Below are 16,062 nucleotides of genomic sequence, written 5' to 3'. Positions count from 1 at the left end.
AACTTTATACAGGTATTCCCTCCAATTGACAAAAAAATTAGGGTGTCAGGCACCATGTGAATTTTTCACTTGGTGCCTGACACCCTTTTGGATTATATTATTCGGTTATTTCTTCGTGGACAAGGATTGGTGCGTCAACTCTTGAGGCTGAAACTTTAATATTTTTATAAAGCTTTTCTTTTACCTCATTGACATTTTCAAAATTGCTATAAATTGTTACTAATGATTCACCTTTTTTTACCTGGTCACCAATTTTCTTTCTTAAAACAAGGCCTACAGCAAGGTCGATGACAGATTCCTTTGTCGCTCTGCCCGCTCCAAGGATCATCGCGGCTGTTCCTACTTCGTCCGCAATAATTTCTGATACGTAGCCATCTTCTTTTGCTTCAAGCTCAAAAGTATATTTGGCTTGCGGCATTTTCGAAGGATCATCGACAACCTGAGCATCCCCGCCTTGAGAACTTAAAAATACCTTAAATTTATCAAGCGCCGAACCATCTTTGATTGCATTTTCAAGCATGGTTCGTGCTTCCTCTAATGAACTAGCTTTTTCAGCTAAGTAAACCATGTGGCTTCCAAGTGTTAAACAAAGCTCTGTTAAATCTTCCGGACCTTCACCCTTTAAAGTATCAATCGCTTCTTTCACTTCAAGCGCGTTCCCAATCGCAAAACCAAGCGGCTGACTCATATCGGAAATAACGGCCATCGTTTTTCTGCCGACATTATTCCCAATTCGTACCATTGCTTTTGCCAATTCTCGTGAATCCTCAAGGGTCTTCATGAATGCACCAGCACCTGTTTTTACATCAAGCACAATCGCATCAGCACCAGCAGCAATCTTTTTACTCATGATGGAGCTTGCAATCAATGGAATGCTATCGACGGTTGCTGTCACATCACGCAGTGAATATAGTTTCTTATCTGCAGGAGTTAAATTACCGCTTTGTCCAATGACCGCGATCTTATTTTTATTGACAAGGTTAATAAATTCTTCATTTTCAATTTCCACATGAAAGCCATGAACGGCTTCTAATTTATCAATTGTGCCGCCAGTATGTCCTAAACCGCGTCCGGACATTTTGGCAATAGGAACACCTAGCGCGGCAACAAGCGGGCCAAGAACAAGTGTTGTTGTATCACCAACACCGCCTGTTGAATGTTTATCCACTTTAATGCCGTCGATTTGCGATAAATTAATTTGATCGCCTGATTCAACCATTGCCAATGTTAAATCAGCTCTCTCTTGCTCGGTCATTCCTTTAAAGTAGATTGCCATGGTTAAGGCACTGACCTGGTAATCTGGAATCGAGCCATCTGTGTAACCATTTATAATAAAATTGATTTCCTCTCTTGTTAACTCATGCCCATCTCTTTTTTTCTCTATCAAGTCAACCATTCTCATCTTAATCGCCACTTTCCAATTTTCTATTTTGCAATCGTTTTTACAATCTCTTTAATATACCGAAGGAAGTCTGCTTTGACTCGTTCGGTTGTTTCGATCACTTCATCATGTGTCAACGGCTGATCAAGAATTCCAGCCGCCATGTTGGAAATACAAGAAATACCAAGAACCTTCATTCCACTGTGACTGGCAACAATAACCTCTGGGACAGTAGACATTCCAACTGCATCCCCGCCCATTACACGGACCATACGAATTTCTGCAGGTGTTTCATAAACCGGCCCCGGGTTCCCAAAATAAACACCCTCTTTGACATCAATGTTAAGAAGGCCTGCAATTTCTTTGGCAGTTGCCCGCAATGCTTTCGTATACGCCTCTGACATATCCGGAAAGCGAACACCGAAATGTGCATCATTTGGACCAATTAACGGATTGGTTCCCATATTATTAATGTGGTCAGTAATAATCATTAAATCACCAGCCGAGAAGCTTTCATTTACACCGCCTGCCGCATTGGTAACGATTAACATTTCAACGCCCATTTCTTTCATGACACGAACTGGAAAAGTCACTTTATCCATACTATATCCTTCATAGAAATGGAAACGCCCTTGCATGGCAACAACTTCTACCCCATTTAGTAATCCAAAAACGAGCTGTCCTGCATGACCTTCGACCGTTGAAATTGGGAAGTCCGGTATCTCGTTGTATGGAATTTTCACCGGGTTTTCAATTTCATCTGCTAAAACCCCTAGACCTGACCCTAAGATGAGGCCTATTTTTGGCGTAGTTGCATATTTCTCTTTTAAAAATCGCGCTGCTTTTTGAATGATTTCAAAGTTCATCTTCCTGCTCCTCTCTTACTTCAACTCATTTAAGAAACTCTTACCATAATCCGGCATTTTTACTTTGAAGTTTTCAGCTACTGTTGCACCTAAATCAGCAAACGTTTCCCTTATTGGGAGCTGTTTGCCTTCGCTCATACCCTTTGAGTAGATGAGTAACGGAACATATTCACGCGTATGGTCTGTTCCCGGAGCAACCGGGTCATTTCCATGGTCAGCTGTAATCATTAATAGGTCGTCGTCGTTCATTTTTGCAAATACTTCAGGCAGACGGGCATCATATTCTTCAAGTGCTTTCCCGTATCCCTCGGGGTCACGTCGATGGCCGTATAAGGCATCAAAGTCAACCAGATTTACAAAGCTAATTCCCGTGAAATCCATATCCAATGTTTCGATAAGCTTATCCATACCATCCATATTGGAAACCGTTCTAAGTGATTTAGTCACGCCTTCCCCATCATAAATATCAGAAATTTTTCCAATTGCGATCACATCAAGCCCTGAGTCTTTTAATTCACTCATAACCGTCCGGTCAAACGGCTTTAATGCATAGTCGTGACGGTTTGGCGTACGTTTAAAGTTCCCAGGTTCACCCAGGAATGGCCGGGCAATGATCCGGCCCACCATGTATTTCTCATCTAAGGTCAATTCACGAGCAATTTTGCAAATTTTATATAGCTCTTCTAGAGGGACAATCTCCTCATGAGCGGCAATCTGAAGGACGGAATCGGCGGAAGTATAGACTATCAATGCGCCGGTTTTCATATGCTCCTCACCAAGTTCAACAAGGATTTCAGTCCCACTTGCAGGTTTATTACCAATAATTTTCCGACCGGAACGTTTTTCTAATTCTGAAAGGAGTTCTTCCGGAAAACCATCAGGGAAAACACGGAAAGGTGTTTGAATATTTAAGCCCATAATTTCCCAATGCCCTGTCATTGTATCTTTCCCGTTAGAAGCTTCCATCATTTTTGTATAAAAAGCTAACGGCTTTTCTGCTTTTTCAATTCCTTTAATTTCACGGATATTACTAAGACCTAACTTAGCCATGTTCGGCATATGTAAGCCGTTCATTTTTTCCGCAATATGTCCAAACGTATCTGCACCTTTATCCCCAAACTTTTCTGCATCAGGTGCTTCCCCGATGCCAACCGAATCCATTACAATAATAAAAATACGTTTATATGTAGTTGCAGCCATACATTCTTCCTCCTTATCCATCGAAAACGTTTGCAAATGTAAAATTCACACTAATATGTTACCCTTTTCAAATTAGGATTATAAGACCTAATATAAATCTATTTGTCAGAAGTCTGACATCTCTATTTTACTAAATCTTTTCAAAAATACAAGGAAAAAGCCCCCAAAATTTTGGCGGCTTTTTGACACTTTTTTATATTTCCCTAAAAACTACTATTCTATTAAGGGCGCGGATGAAATTTACTATAAACATCCTTGAGCCTTGTTTTTGATCCCTGCGTATATATTTGTGTTGTTGAAATATCCGCGTGTCCTAACATTTCTTGAACTGACTTTAAGTCCGCCCCATTCTCTAACAAGTGGGTCGCGAAAGAATGACGAAGGGTATGCGGGGTAAGATCTTTTTCAATTCCAGCTTCTTTTGCTAACTTTTTTAATATTTTCCAAAATCCTTGTCTCGTCAGCCGTTTCCCTTGATGGTTTAAAAACAAGGCGTTATCCCGATGCTTATTTGAAACAAAATGCGGCCTGCCATTATCTAAAAAATATTTAATGGCATCAGAGGCTGTTCGTCCAATTGGAATGACCCGTTCCTTATTCCCTGCTCCATTACAGCGGACAAACCCCATCGTTACATGGACATTGTCGATATCAAGTCCGATTAGCTCACTAACCCGGATACCTGTTGCATATAGAAGTTCTAGCATCGCCTTATCCCTGATGCCGAAGTGGTCATCTAGCTTTGGTGTATCCAAAAGAGTCGCGACTTCCTGTAAATTCAATACCTTAGGCTGCGACCTTTCAAGTCTTGGCGTTTCAATAAGGACCGATGGATCTTGGTCTGTTACTTTATCCCGTAATAAAAATTGATGAAATGCTCGAACGGAAGCCAGATGCCTCGCCAATGTTTTTGACGATTTTTCTTGTTCCTTTAAGAACATGAGAAAATGTACGATATGTACACGTTTAACCTTATTTAATGTTTCGATTGATTCGACATCTTTTAAATAACGAAGATAGCTTTTTAAATCACGTTCATACGATACAATTGTATTCTTAGCCAACTCTTTTTCAACTATCAAGTAATTCATAAAATCCTTTAATTGATCTTCCATCGCATTTACTCCCCATTTAAATAAAACAAAATCAGCCGATCTAACAAGGAAGAGTTTTCTTCATTCACTGCGGTCGAAACCTTGAGCGCAGCCCCCTCCGGTTCATCAAAGCGATGATAATTTTGATATTCTTCAGATACCCACATGATACCATAATAAAAGAGAATCGTGCACCCAGTGAATATAATAAAAACCTTTAAGGTTTGCAATGCTATTTTCATTAGTGAGATCATCATACTTCCCCCATTTTCCAGCTTTCTAGTAAAAGGTATGCCAAAATGGACAAGTTTTATACCTAGTCACCCGAAAATGGAGAGAAATAATTTATTTTTTGGACAAAGAAAAAAGCCCTCTAAAGGAGCTTTCATTCATTATTCAGCCTTTTCTTCCTCTTTGGCTTTATCCTGGCAACGGTAACAAATGCCATGAAAGGTGAGTCGATGGTCTTTTATTTTAAAATTCCATCTTCGTTCCACAACCGCTTCTACATCTTCAAGTAAATCTTCCTGAATTTCGTCAACAGCACCACATTCAATACAAACAAGATGATGATGAAAATGGGCCGCACCTTCCTGGCGAAGATCGTAACGGGAAACCCCATCACCAAAATTTATTTTATCGACAACTTTTAATTCCGTTAACAATTCCAATGTTCGATAAACAGTCGCTAAACCAATTTCAGGCGATTTTTCTTTTACGAGGAGGTACACATCTTCTGCACTTAAATGATCTGCTTCATTTTCTAGTAAAACACGAACGGTTGCTTCACGCTGCGGTGTTAATTTATAACTCGCTGAATGCAACTGTTTCTTTATTCTTTCGATTCTAGTTTCCATCCTGAAGTCCCTCCCTCGCCACTGTTAATTCTCATTATAACAGATGACAATTGAGAATCAAAATAAAATTATTACAAACTAATGATTGTAATTTATATTATCTTATAATTATTTTAAACTAGTTGAACTTATCACGGTTTTCATCAACCAAGGCGAGAGATAGGCCTCTATTCCAGATGCTGCCGATATAAAAATCACCGCTATAATCAAGACAAAAATGTATCTCTTAAAAAAGGGCAGAATTGGCTGGGCATATTTTTTCATAAACTGCTTTTTGATCATTCTCATTGAGAATATCACCGATAATGCTGCCATCAGAATAAACACGGGGATGATAATCAAATTTTGCGGAAGGATGGAAACAAAAGCGAGCATGAAGCCCTGCCAGCCCATTTGACTAACTAAAAAGCCAACAGTAAAGCCGACAACCATGCCTTTTATGAATAAGAGAATGAGAATAACCGGGAGACCGATAATGGAAATCCCAAGCACCCACATCAGTCCGATAAATTTACTATTATGGAAAAAGCTTTGCAAAAATAAATCATTGTTCCCGGCTACCTTTTCTCCGGAGACTTGGCCAAAAAATTGTGACAAATAGTAGAATAAGTCTTCCTTTTGAGTAATACTCATACTATTCACAACGATAGCCCCGAAGATTACTCCCATAAAAAATAAAACAACAATAAACAAAAAGGTTGAGGAATGCTCGCGGAAATAACTTGCGGCATCGGACTGGTACAATCGTTTTTTCATCTCACGTTTCCCCCCTATTATTCTCGGTTCAGTTAATACATTCTATGCCAGTCTAGGTATTCTATGACCACATTTTAATAGAGTTCATAATGATTTTGGGGATTTTGAAAAACAGTCAAAAACCCGGAAGCCTAAAGGCCGCCGGGTAAGTTTTCATTTTTCAATCTGAGATTTTTCCGTATTTTCCACCGCCGCCTGCCTCAAGGGTTACCTTTCCTGTTCGTGCCTTCATGATGAGGTCGGCTATTTTTTCTGGCACAACCTCTTTCAACCCTTCATAAGGAACTTCATGCAGAATCGCCATTTCCGAGCCAAAGTGATTGACAAGCTTCTCCAGTAACTTGGGTCCAAGGCCTGGAATAAATTCAAGCGGTACTTGATGAACATACGGAGGCCGGTCAACGCGTCCTTTATCTGCCGTTTTCAGTTGAAGAATCCGATCCGCTACGCCTTTAATAATCTTTTTATTGCCGCAAAGTGTACAAATTTGATCGTCATAGGCTGCGGGATTTAAACATTCAGCACACACGGTTTTGTGATATTTACCGAGATAGGGATCAAGACCATAGTTGGCGACGATTTTTCGTCCGTCTTCTTTTTTCAATGCCTTTTGTAATTCTAGAAATGTTGGCTCCTTCATCGCGATTACCTGATATTCACGGGCAATTTTTGCAAGGGAGTGTGCATCCGAGTTCGTCACAAACGTATAATCATGCAATTCTTTTATTTGATCAGCCATATCGGTATTAGAGCTTAAACCAAGCTCAATCCCGTCAATTAGATTCGGGTCTAATACCTCGGTTAATGATTTATTAACCCCTTTCCCATATAAACTTTTGAAGGGTGTGAACACATGGGCTGGAATGAAGATACCGCCTAAGTCTTTTACCTTTTTCTGCAAAACTAGGCCTGTTACATATATTCGTTGTGAGCTCAATTGAATATTTTTCAAATGACCCGACAGCCAAGAGGAGAACTCCCTCATGACAGTAAGATTTGGAAAGTAACAAAGCAGGTGAATGGGTCCGTTGCATTGTTCATCATAAATCTCCAATTCCGAACCAGGAATAACGGTTAAATCACCAAATACTAACCCACCGTCTGGGTGTTCAACGATTTCACCGCTTTCAATCAGGCTTTCCATTTCCAAGATGACTTCCGGTGAATGGCTGTCGATAATCCCAACCATATTGAGCCCTTTTTCATGCCTGGCATGTTCGATAATATTCGTAAATGTCAGAGATTTAGCTCCGGTTATTTTAACCGGTTTCCCTGTCCAGGTGCGTCCGATATGAATGTGTAAATCTACATAGTAGCGATTCATTTATTTTTCAACGCCTCTTGTAATTGTAAGTATTGAACGGCATAGATTGTTTTCGCATCATAAATTTTTTGTTCCTTTATATATTGAAGGACCTCATCAAGTGTTAATTCTTCAAGATTGACAAATTCATCTTCGTCAAGGGCAGCGGAATTTTCCATTTTCGTAAGTCCTTTTGCTAAAAATACATGGACAATTTCATCGGCAAAACCCGGTGAAGTATAAAAAGAAGTGAGCAATTCAAGGCCCTCGCACGCATAGCCAGTCTCTTCCTCTAGTTCGCGGCGGGCACAAAGGGCAGGCTCTTCCCCTTTTTCAAGTTTTCCGGCGGGAATTTCAACGATGGTACGTTCCAGTGCTTTACGGTATTGCTCAACCATTACTATTTTTTTGTCATCGGTAATTGCCAAAATAGCGACAGCCCCGGGATGTTTAATAATTTCTCGCTTTGAATGTTTCCCGTTTGGAAGCTCGACATCCTGTAAATGAAGACTGATTACTTTTCCTGAAAAAATTTCTTGACTATGTAGTGTTTTTTCTTCTAATTTGCTCATAACTGTCACTCCTGTTCTTTCCTCAAAGACTTTGTCATACATTTTACCATACTTTAATTGGAGGGGTATGGAATGAAGGTGTATGTACATGAGAAGGGAATTATCCTTGTTGGTAAAGGCTGGGAAGTACTGCAAAAGCTAAAGGAGTATAACAAGGATTATACTTTCGTTTCTGACTGGATACAAAATGGTAGTCAAAATAAGTAATACCATTTGTAGTGTGCCCTGTTCTTTTATAATATTATAAGAAAAGCGGAAGCGCCCGGTTAGCGCACGACAGGACTGAAGCGCTTCGACTGAGATAAAGGAAACACGGAGAGCGGAGCGCATCCGTGCTTGACTTATCGTAGGGAAAAGAGCGAAGTCCACTAGCCGCTGGGCGCTGGAGCTAGACAAAGAAAAGGACGGGGTGATTTTTTGAAAAAGAGAAAACTAGGTAATTCTGATCTGTATGTGACCGAGTTAGGGCTTGGCTGTATGTCCCTTGGTACAGAGGAAAAAACGGCTCGTGGAATTATAGAGGCTGCTCTCGAGGAAGGAATCAATTATTTTGATACAGCGGATTTATATGATTTTGGAGAAAATGAAAAGATCGTTGGGCAGTCATTGAAGGATGTCCGTGAACAGGTTATTATTGCAACGAAGGTCGGTAACCGCTGGAGTTCAGATAATACCGGCTGGACGTGGGATCCTTCCAAGACCTATATCAAAGAAGCAGTTAAAAACAGCTTAAAGCGACTTGGGACTGATTATATTGATCTTTACCAATTACATGGGGGCACCATGAAGGACCCGATTGATGAGACAATTGAAGCGTTTGAAGAATTGAAAGCGGAAGGCTTTATTCGCTATTATGGCATCTCGTCGATTCGGCCTAATGTGATCCGAGAATTTGTGGAGAAGTCTAGCATCGTGTCTGTGATGATGCAGTATAGTATTTTAGACCGCCGTCCCGAGGAAGAAGCATTACCACTGCTTCATAGACACGGTATTAGTGGTGTTACCCGCGGGCCGCTTGCCAAGGGTCTCTTGAGTGACAAGCTGCTTGCTAAGGCTTCTGAAAAAGGCTATCTAGACTATAGCTATGAAGAGCTGAAAGAGATTTTACCATTGTTAAAAGAAAGAGTAGCTGCATCGTGTTCGTTTACGGAAGTGGCACTACAATATAATCTGGCCAGCCCTGCGGTTGCTTCTGTTATTGCTGGCGCCAGCAGTCCGGAACAGATTAGGAGTAATGCCCGCGCGGTTAGAAGCCAGTCACTGACGGATGAAGAGGTTGCCGTGATTAGAGAACTGACGAAAGCAAGTATTTATAAAGAACATCGTTAGACATTTTCCTTACTCTCTTGGTGAATTTTGTTCTTAAGAGCGCTTATTAAAGACATTTTTCTTACTCTTTGACGAGTTTTGTCCTTAATAGCGCTTATTAAAGACATTTTCCTTACTCTACTGACGAGTTTTGTCCTTAATAGCGCTTATTAAAGACATTTTTCTTACTCTCTTGGCAAGTTTTGTCCTTAAGAGCGCTTATTAAAGACATTTCCCTCACTCTCTTGGCGAGTTCTGTCCTTAAGAGTATTATTTAAATTCCTTCCAGTTCATACCGCTTTCATCCAAGAGTTCTTCAAAAGACTTATTTTTTTCTTTTAATCTGCGTTCTTCCCGCTTTCTTTGCTCTTCCATTTCTTTTCTTCTCTCTTCTTCAGCCTTAAGCTGGTCCTGCTGCTCTTTTAACTGCTTAAATAAATCCGGATTAATCATATCTTTAAGCGTTACTGCATTGTCCTCTATTTTTGGTTTAGATTGATTTTTTTGTTTTATTTTCTTTTTCATTCTAAACTCCTCCATAATCAAGTATTTCATCATTTAAATTATATCATGAAAAAAGCAGGCTGTTTGAATTCTCAGCCTGCCCTCTATTGTTTAATAAGCCTCAACTTTAACGTTTTCGTCCACACGCAATGCGGCTTCTGTTGAATTGATAACATCCTCAACTGTAAACCCTTGAGCCACTTCCACAAGTCTTAGCCCGGAATCCGTCACATCCATTACCGCACGCTCGGTGATAATTCGGTCAACTACCCCTTTACCAGTTAGCGGGAGTGTGCATTCTTTTAAAATTTTCGATTCACCTTTTTTATTTACATGCTCCATAATGACGATAATTTTCTGCGCTCCGTGAACAAGGTCCATCGCACCGCCCATCCCTTTAATCATCTTCCCCGGGATCATCCAGTTAGCCAGGTCACCTGTTTCAGATACCTCCATGCCACCGAGTATCGCTAGGTTGACATGTCCTCCGCGAATCATCGCAAATGACTCGGCACTGTCAAAATAAGCCGCACCACTTATTGCCGTCACCGTCTCTTTTCCGGCATTAATTAAATCGGGATCCACTTCATCCTCCCCTGGATATGGCCCGATACCAAGCAGGCCATTTTCCGATTGCAAGACAACCTGTTTATTATCTGACATAAAATTGGCAACGAGGGTTGGCATACCGATGCCAAGGTTTACATAAAAGCCGTTTTCTATTTCTTTCTCTGCCCTGATCGCAATTCTCTCTCTAACAGAGACTTTATCATTCGCCATTTCGCTCTCTCCCTTCCACCAACTCTATTTTCTGACTGTTAATCTCTCAATCCGTTTTTCCTGTTTTCCTTCGATAATTGTCTGAACATAAATACTTGGGGTATGAATAAAATTGGCATCCAAATCGCCAATTTCATAAAGTGTTTCCACTTCGGCAATCGTCACTTTTCCCGCAGCTGCAATCATTGGATTGAAATTTCGCGCTGTTTTGTGATAAACGAGATTTCCCATCTTGTCGCCTTTCCATGCCCTTACAAGACTAAAGTCGGCCGTCAGTGCCTCTTCTAAAAGATATTCCCGCCCGTTAAAAATTTTTGTTTCTTTTCCTTCGGCAATCGGTGTTCCTACTCCGGCTGGTGTAAAAAATGCTGGAATTCCAGCCCCGCCAGCCCTAATTTTTTCAGCCAATGTACCCTGTGGTGTCAATTCTACTTCGAGTTCGCCTGTTAATACCTGTCTCTCAAACTCTTTATTTTCACCCACATAAGAGCCAATCATTTTTTTGATTTGTTTATTATTTAATAGGAGTCCTAACCCCCATTCATCAATCCCGCAGTTATTCGAAATGACCGTTAAATCCTTCACGCCTTTTTCTGCCAATGCTAAAATAAGGTTTTCTGGAATGCCGCACAATCCAAATCCACCAACCATTAATGTTGCCCCATCATGAATATCGGCAACAGCATCCTGGAAGGATGTACAAATATTCTTCATTTTGCTCTCTCCCCCTCAAATTAAAGGTTTTATGCTAGCTCAACAATCGTTGCGACCCCTTGACCCCCGCCAATGCAAAGTGTTGCCAAGCCAACATCCGCGTTTCTACGCTTCATTTCATGAATTAATGTAACAAGAATTCTAGCCCCGCTTGCCCCGATTGGATGCCCAAGCGCAATGGCGCCGCCATTCACATTGAGAATTTCTTTATTAAAATGAAGTTCACGGTCAACTGCCAGCGATTGCGCGGCAAAGGCCTCATTTGCTTCGATTAAGTTAAGGTCTTCGATTGAAACAGATGCTTTTTCAAGCGCCTTTCTCACCGCTGGTACGGGCCCGATTCCCATGATGCTTGGGTCTACCCCGGCACTGGCATTCGCTTTGATGGTTACTAAAGGCTGAAGCCCCAGTTCATCCGCCTTTTTCTTACTCATCACCACGACAGCGGCGGCACCATCGTTGATTCCAGAGGCATTACCCGCTGTCACACTGCCATCCTTTTTAAAAGCGGGACGCAATCCAGCCAACTTCTCCGCTGTTGTTCCCTTTTTCGGATATTCATCCGTATCAAAAATAACAGGCTCCCCTTTTCGCTGCGGGATGACCACCGGAATAATTTCATCTTTAAATCTGCCTTCTTCAATGGCTTTAACGGCCTTCTCCTGACTCCAAGCCGAAAATTCATCCTGCTCTTCTCTAGTAATTGAATAGTTGCTTGCTAGATTTTCAGCTGTATTCCCCATATGATAATCATTAAATACACATGTAAGCCCATCCGATGTCAACGTGTCGACCAATTTTTGGTCGCCCATTTTAAAGCCATCGCGGGCATTTTTTAATACGTATGGTGCTTGACTCATATTTTCCATGCCGCCGGCAACGACGATTTCAGCGTCACCTGCTAAAATAGCCTGCGTCGCCAGGTGAACGGCCTTTAAGCCGGAACCACAAACTTTATTAATCGTCATTGAGGAAACGCTTTCAGGAATACCCGCTTTCATGGCCGCCTGCCTTGCCGGGTTTTGCCCTAGACCCGCCTGAAGGACATTGCCCATAATTACCTCATCGACTTGGTCTGGCGATACTCCCGCCTGCTCAAGCGCCCCTTTAATAACAGTTGCTCCCAATTCAGGTGCTGATACATTTTTCAAACTGCCGTTAAACGTTCCTAATGCCGTCCGGATCGCGCTGATAATAACTACTTCCATTACTTTCTCTCCCCTTCAACCTAGTTTACCTTTACTACTTCTAGTAAAAACACAGAAATTCCTCTTATTTTGTCAAAATTCCTATATTTCTTGATTTTTTGAATTTAACACCACTACAATGAAAGTATGAAGTTTAGAGGAGGAACATGATGCTTAATTTACCTGAAAAAGTGACGATTATCGAGGTCGGTCCGCGTGATGGGCTCCAAAATGAAAAGTTATTTGTACCAACTGAGATAAAAAAGCAATTTATCGCTGGATTAAGGAAGGCCGGACTACAGGAAATGGAGCTCACCTCGTTTGTGTCACCGAAATGGGTGCCGCAGATGGGCGATGCTGCGGAAATTGTAGCCGATTGCCTTGATCAAAATTCACGTGACATTGTCTTAGCTCCAAACCGTAAAGGGATTGACAGGGTCTATTCCACCGACTGTAAGGCCGTTGCCGTATTTGTTGGTGTCAGCAATAGCTTTAATCTAAAAAATATTAATAAAACAACTCATGATAGTATGGCGGAATTGAAGCCCATCATCAAGGGACTAAAAGAGAGGAATTATTTCGTGCGTGCCTGCATTTCGACTGCTTTTTATTGTCCTTATGAGGGGAAAATCAATGAAAGTGATACGATATCGCTTTGCCGTGAATTTGTTGCAGCAGGCGTTGATGAATTAAGTGTCGCTGATACGATCGGGATGGCAGCACCGAATGAAGCCTATTCCTTGTTTTACCAATTAAAGGCAGAATTTACTGATACCCTTTTAACAGCCCATTTTCACGACACCCGCAAGCTCGCCCTTGCGAATATTTTGACTTCTCTGCAAGCGGGAATTGACCGGTTTGATACATCTGCCGGCGGACTTGGCGGCTGTCCGTTTGCTCCTGGGGCCAGCGGAAATGCTGCGACGGAGGATGTTGTTTACATGCTTGAGCGAATGGGTATTCAAACCGGTGTGGATCTTAGCAGGCTGATGGAGGCCATCGATGTTGTTCGCCCTCATCTTTCAAGGCAAATTGAAAGCGGCTATTATCGCCTTCATGCACAAACTGTGTAGAATATTTTTATCGTGAATAATCAGTCTTCTATTCATCCATCTTATTAAGTGAGACCAGCTTGAAGGGAGACTGATGATTATGAGCCAGAAACGTGACAAAGGATACAGCCAACAAGGAAAAAACTATGCAGACACAGCAGGTGGCGGCAAGCGGTTGATTGCGGCCGAAGAACTCGAAAAAGCACTTCATCCAACGAAAAGACAAAATTCAGAGCAATAAACCAGCCAAAGCCGCTCGTTAGTGTCAGCGGCTTTTTTCTATTACAGCTGTCCATTGATGGGCGCCGGGAACTTGTTTTTCATATGTTATATTAAATCAACTTCGGGAGGTGTCCTTTTTGAAAAAGGCATTTCGAGCCCTGTTTGTTTTGTTATTTTTCTGGTTATCCCTAGGTTTGTACTTTACAAATCGTCTTATGTATATGAAAAAGAAAGATGAGGAATTAATCCTAAAGCGAGAAAAGGAGGCAGGCAGGTATAACCCTGATGAATTTGAGTCACTGCCAAAGCGGAATGTTGATATCCCCTCTCCATTTGGCTACATGATTAAAGCCGTTCTAGTGGAACCGCATGAGACCAACCGCTATATCATTATTGCCCACGGTGTAACCGAAACGAAAATTAATTCCATCAAATATGCGAACCTGTTCATCCAGCGCGGTTTTAATGCCTTGATTTATGACCATCGCCGGCACGGGGAATCTGGCGGAAAGACGACCAGCTTCGGCCATTATGAAAAATTCGATTTAAAAACAGTCGTCGACTGGCTTAAAAAAGTAAAAGGTCCGAATCTTGAACTGGGGATTCATGGCGAATCGATGGGGGCTGCAACGATGCTTTTATATGCTGGTCTTCTAGAGGACGGTGCAGATTTTTATATTGCCGATTGTCCATTTTCTGACTTTAGAGATCAGCTCGCTTATCTTATCAAAAAAGACTTTAAGCTCATCCCCGGACTTTTACTTCCAATCGGGGAAGTCCTTTTACGCTTTCGGGACAAATATTCCATCCGGCATGTGTCCCCGATTTCGGTCATTGAAAATATCAAACATCCAATTCTGTTCATTCACAGTCAAAAGGATGATTTTATTCTTCCGACCATGTCGAAAGACTTATTTGAACACAAAAAGGGTCCTAAAATGTTATATCTAGCAGCCAACGGCCGACATGCCCAATCTTTTAATGAAAACCGGGCCGATTACGAACGGGTCATTGATGAATTTTTGCAAAAATATGTAAATCCGGTTTTGCCCAATTAAAAACAGACTGTCCTTTAAATAAAGGGTCAGTCTGTTTTTTCTTTGATGATTAAACTCATATGTCCATTTAAGATTTGCTGCGGGCTTTTTAATTGGAAGCAATTGGTTGCTTTGGAGAAATCAATTTTCATTTGCTCATCAAAAAAGACCATTTTTGACTTTTCTAGATAAACGGTTCTGTCATTTGTTTCAAAGGCGATTTCGTCACTTTCTGCTTCCGGTACAAACCACAAGACTATTACCCCGTTTACCGCACAACCACAGTCGTCTGTATCGTATTTTAGTTTCAAGCAGCCTTCCCGGCCTGCGGTTTTCTCATTTATTTTTTCTATTGCTGCCGCTGTTATTTTTATTTCCATGTTTAAAAACACCCCTCTTCCAGCATATGATGATTGTATCACATGTTTTAGGGGCTGCTTAATTTTTTGGCTTACAGCCTTTTGGTTGCAAATTCCTGTTATTCCAGTTAATCTCAAAGTTAAGATAACTATTTTAAAAAGGGGTGCTTATCATGTCAAAAGTACAAATCAAAGTAAACGATAACGGTTCATTAAGAATTTCAGGTGATGTGGAGCTGCTAGATGGCGAGGGTAATGTCTATACAACAAAACCATCCTTTTCCCTCTGCCGCTGCGGAAGGTCTAATAATAAGCCTTTTTGCGACGGCTCGCATAAAGGGAATTTTGAATCACAGGTTCGGGTTCCTAAACAAGAATAGGGAAAACATGAGCGGCTTTCCGATTGGGAGCCGCTCTTTTTATACCTCTGTTAGCCGGATGTCGGCAATCGCATTAATCGGTATTCGGTGTACTTCTTCAAAGCGATCGACGACATGAAGCCTTTGCGCCAGTTCATCCCAGTAATGAATTTTTCCAATCACAATTTCATAGTTCCGGTTTCGGTAATGGGTAATCGTCACGAACTGATCAAATTTAATCGCTTCAGATAAGGTTTCATTCATTAGCTCTAACTGCTGTTCATCCATTTCTTTTTTCTGTTCGTAACGATCTTCCTTCACCCAATCCCTAAGCAATTTCACATGCTCAGGAAGCATCATCGACGTCCACTTAATCCTTCCACGGTCGCGAATCATACGCATTCCTTCTCTCGTATCTACTTAGAATTCAGTCTTAAATTTTATAGTTGTCTAGCTCCGGCGCCCAGCGGCTAGTGGACTTCGCTCTTCTCCCTACGATAAGTCAACATCG

At 41.3% G+C, this 16,062-nt stretch carries 21 protein-coding genes; 6 read left to right on the top strand and 15 right to left on the bottom strand.

All coding sequences use genetic code 11. The annotated features are described in order from the left end of the window. Positions 1 to 97: 97 nt before the first annotated feature. From BSO02S_RS00560 to BSO02S_RS00520, 9 genes are all read right to left on the bottom strand, one after another. Positions 98 to 1,402, bottom strand: a complete 1,305-nt coding sequence (locus BSO02S_RS00560; RefSeq protein WP_066060813.1) for a pyrimidine-nucleoside phosphorylase — start codon at positions 1,400 to 1,402, stop codon at positions 98 to 100. Between the two features lie 23 nt (positions 1,403 to 1,425). Beyond that, a complete protein-coding gene (locus tag BSO02S_RS00555; protein ID WP_066060810.1) occupies positions 1,426 to 2,247 on the bottom strand; it encodes a purine-nucleoside phosphorylase in 822 nt (273 codons plus the stop codon). A gap of 15 nt (positions 2,248 to 2,262) precedes the next feature. Further along, positions 2,263 to 3,447 carry a phosphopentomutase gene (gene deoB / locus BSO02S_RS00550; protein WP_066060808.1) on the bottom strand — a complete coding sequence of 395 codons (1,185 nt, stop codon included), beginning with the start codon at positions 3,445 to 3,447 and terminating at the stop codon, positions 2,263 to 2,265. A 221-nt stretch (positions 3,448 to 3,668) separates the two neighbouring features. Then, positions 3,669 to 4,562 (bottom strand): site-specific tyrosine recombinase XerD, encoded by an 894-nt coding sequence (gene xerD, locus BSO02S_RS00545; RefSeq protein WP_066060806.1) that lies wholly within the window; start codon positions 4,560 to 4,562, stop codon positions 3,669 to 3,671. A gap of 5 nt (positions 4,563 to 4,567) precedes the next feature. After that, positions 4,568 to 4,795, bottom strand: a complete 228-nt coding sequence (locus tag BSO02S_RS00540) for a YqzK family protein (RefSeq protein WP_066060803.1) — start codon at positions 4,793 to 4,795, stop codon at positions 4,568 to 4,570. A 138-nt stretch (positions 4,796 to 4,933) separates the two neighbouring features. Then, a complete protein-coding gene (gene fur, locus BSO02S_RS00535) occupies positions 4,934 to 5,398 on the bottom strand; it encodes a ferric iron uptake transcriptional regulator (protein WP_066060801.1) in 465 nt (154 codons plus the stop codon). A 108-nt stretch (positions 5,399 to 5,506) separates the two neighbouring features. Next, positions 5,507 to 6,154 carry a stage II sporulation protein M gene (gene spoIIM, locus BSO02S_RS00530; RefSeq protein ID WP_066060799.1) on the bottom strand — a complete coding sequence of 216 codons (648 nt, stop codon included), beginning with the start codon at positions 6,152 to 6,154 and terminating at the stop codon, positions 5,507 to 5,509. Between the two features lie 160 nt (positions 6,155 to 6,314). Next, positions 6,315 to 7,478, bottom strand: coding sequence for an endonuclease Q family protein (locus BSO02S_RS00525; RefSeq protein ID WP_066060796.1), 1,164 nt, complete (start codon positions 7,476 to 7,478; stop codon positions 6,315 to 6,317). Next, entirely contained in the window at positions 7,475 to 8,029 is a 555-nt protein-coding gene (locus tag BSO02S_RS00520; protein WP_066060794.1) for an NUDIX hydrolase, read from the bottom strand. Before BSO02S_RS00520 ends, BSO02S_RS00525 begins: the two co-directional genes overlap by 4 nt. A 72-nt stretch (positions 8,030 to 8,101) precedes the next feature. Here BSO02S_RS00520 and mciZ point away from each other — a divergent pair, with 72 nt between their 5' ends. Together mciZ and BSO02S_RS00515 are read left to right on the top strand one after the other, a co-directional pair. Continuing rightward, positions 8,102 to 8,236 (top strand): Z-ring formation inhibitor MciZ, encoded by a 135-nt coding sequence (mciZ, locus tag BSO02S_RS26000; RefSeq protein ID WP_084374838.1) that lies wholly within the window; start codon positions 8,102 to 8,104, stop codon positions 8,234 to 8,236. A gap of 210 nt (positions 8,237 to 8,446) precedes the next feature. Further along, entirely contained in the window at positions 8,447 to 9,358 is a 912-nt protein-coding gene (locus tag BSO02S_RS00515) for an aldo/keto reductase (RefSeq protein ID WP_066060793.1), read from the top strand. Between the two features lie 249 nt (positions 9,359 to 9,607). Here the strand turns inward: BSO02S_RS00515 and BSO02S_RS00510 are convergent, their stop codons facing one another. From BSO02S_RS00510 to BSO02S_RS00495, 4 genes are all read right to left on the bottom strand, one after another. Then, complete coding sequence (locus BSO02S_RS00510) at positions 9,608 to 9,862, bottom strand: YqkE family protein (RefSeq protein ID WP_066060790.1); 255 nt, start codon at positions 9,860 to 9,862, stop codon at positions 9,608 to 9,610. A gap of 90 nt (positions 9,863 to 9,952) precedes the next feature. Next, positions 9,953 to 10,621, bottom strand: a complete 669-nt coding sequence (locus tag BSO02S_RS00505; RefSeq protein ID WP_066060788.1) for a 3-oxoacid CoA-transferase subunit B — start codon at positions 10,619 to 10,621, stop codon at positions 9,953 to 9,955. A gap of 24 nt (positions 10,622 to 10,645) precedes the next feature. After that, positions 10,646 to 11,335 (bottom strand): CoA transferase subunit A, encoded by a 690-nt coding sequence (locus BSO02S_RS00500; protein ID WP_066060786.1) that lies wholly within the window; start codon positions 11,333 to 11,335, stop codon positions 10,646 to 10,648. 29 nt (positions 11,336 to 11,364) lie between these two features. After that, positions 11,365 to 12,543 carry an acetyl-CoA C-acetyltransferase gene (locus tag BSO02S_RS00495; RefSeq protein ID WP_066060784.1) on the bottom strand — a complete coding sequence of 393 codons (1,179 nt, stop codon included), beginning with the start codon at positions 12,541 to 12,543 and terminating at the stop codon, positions 11,365 to 11,367. 146 nt (positions 12,544 to 12,689) lie between these two features. Between BSO02S_RS00495 and BSO02S_RS00490 the strand changes: the two genes are divergently transcribed. The 3 genes from BSO02S_RS00490 (at position 12,690) to BSO02S_RS00485 (ending at position 14,854) form a co-directional block, all read left to right on the top strand. Then, positions 12,690 to 13,595: a hydroxymethylglutaryl-CoA lyase gene (locus tag BSO02S_RS00490; protein ID WP_066060781.1), complete on the top strand. Its 906-nt coding sequence runs from the start codon at positions 12,690 to 12,692 to the stop codon at positions 13,593 to 13,595. A gap of 79 nt (positions 13,596 to 13,674) precedes the next feature. After that, positions 13,675 to 13,815 carry a hypothetical protein gene (locus BSO02S_RS27415; protein WP_169802706.1) on the top strand — a complete coding sequence of 47 codons (141 nt, stop codon included), beginning with the start codon at positions 13,675 to 13,677 and terminating at the stop codon, positions 13,813 to 13,815. Between the two features lie 118 nt (positions 13,816 to 13,933). Further along, complete coding sequence (locus BSO02S_RS00485; protein WP_066060779.1) at positions 13,934 to 14,854, top strand: alpha/beta hydrolase; 921 nt, start codon at positions 13,934 to 13,936, stop codon at positions 14,852 to 14,854. Between the two features lie 26 nt (positions 14,855 to 14,880). On the opposite strand, the gene BSO02S_RS00480 is transcribed toward BSO02S_RS00485, so the two are convergent. Next, entirely contained in the window at positions 14,881 to 15,213 is a 333-nt protein-coding gene (locus BSO02S_RS00480; RefSeq protein WP_066060778.1) for an iron-sulfur cluster biosynthesis family protein, read from the bottom strand. Positions 15,214 to 15,365: 152 nt separating this feature from the next. Here BSO02S_RS00480 and BSO02S_RS00475 point away from each other — a divergent pair, with 152 nt between their 5' ends. Then, positions 15,366 to 15,572 carry a CDGSH iron-sulfur domain-containing protein gene (locus tag BSO02S_RS00475; RefSeq protein WP_066060776.1) on the top strand — a complete coding sequence of 69 codons (207 nt, stop codon included), beginning with the start codon at positions 15,366 to 15,368 and terminating at the stop codon, positions 15,570 to 15,572. 39 nt (positions 15,573 to 15,611) lie between these two features. Here the strand turns inward: BSO02S_RS00475 and BSO02S_RS00470 are convergent, their stop codons facing one another. Continuing rightward, positions 15,612 to 15,947, bottom strand: a complete 336-nt coding sequence (locus BSO02S_RS00470; RefSeq protein ID WP_066060774.1) for a YolD-like family protein — start codon at positions 15,945 to 15,947, stop codon at positions 15,612 to 15,614. Positions 15,948 to 16,062: the final 115 nt, after the last annotated feature.

Source organism: Neobacillus soli NBRC 102451 (genome assembly GCF_001591665.1).
GTDB classification, from domain to species: domain Bacteria; phylum Bacillota; class Bacilli; order Bacillales; family Cytobacillaceae; genus Neobacillus; species Neobacillus soli.
The sequence above is the reverse complement of the archived record's forward strand: the minus strand, read 5'-3'. Positions and strand labels throughout refer to the sequence as shown.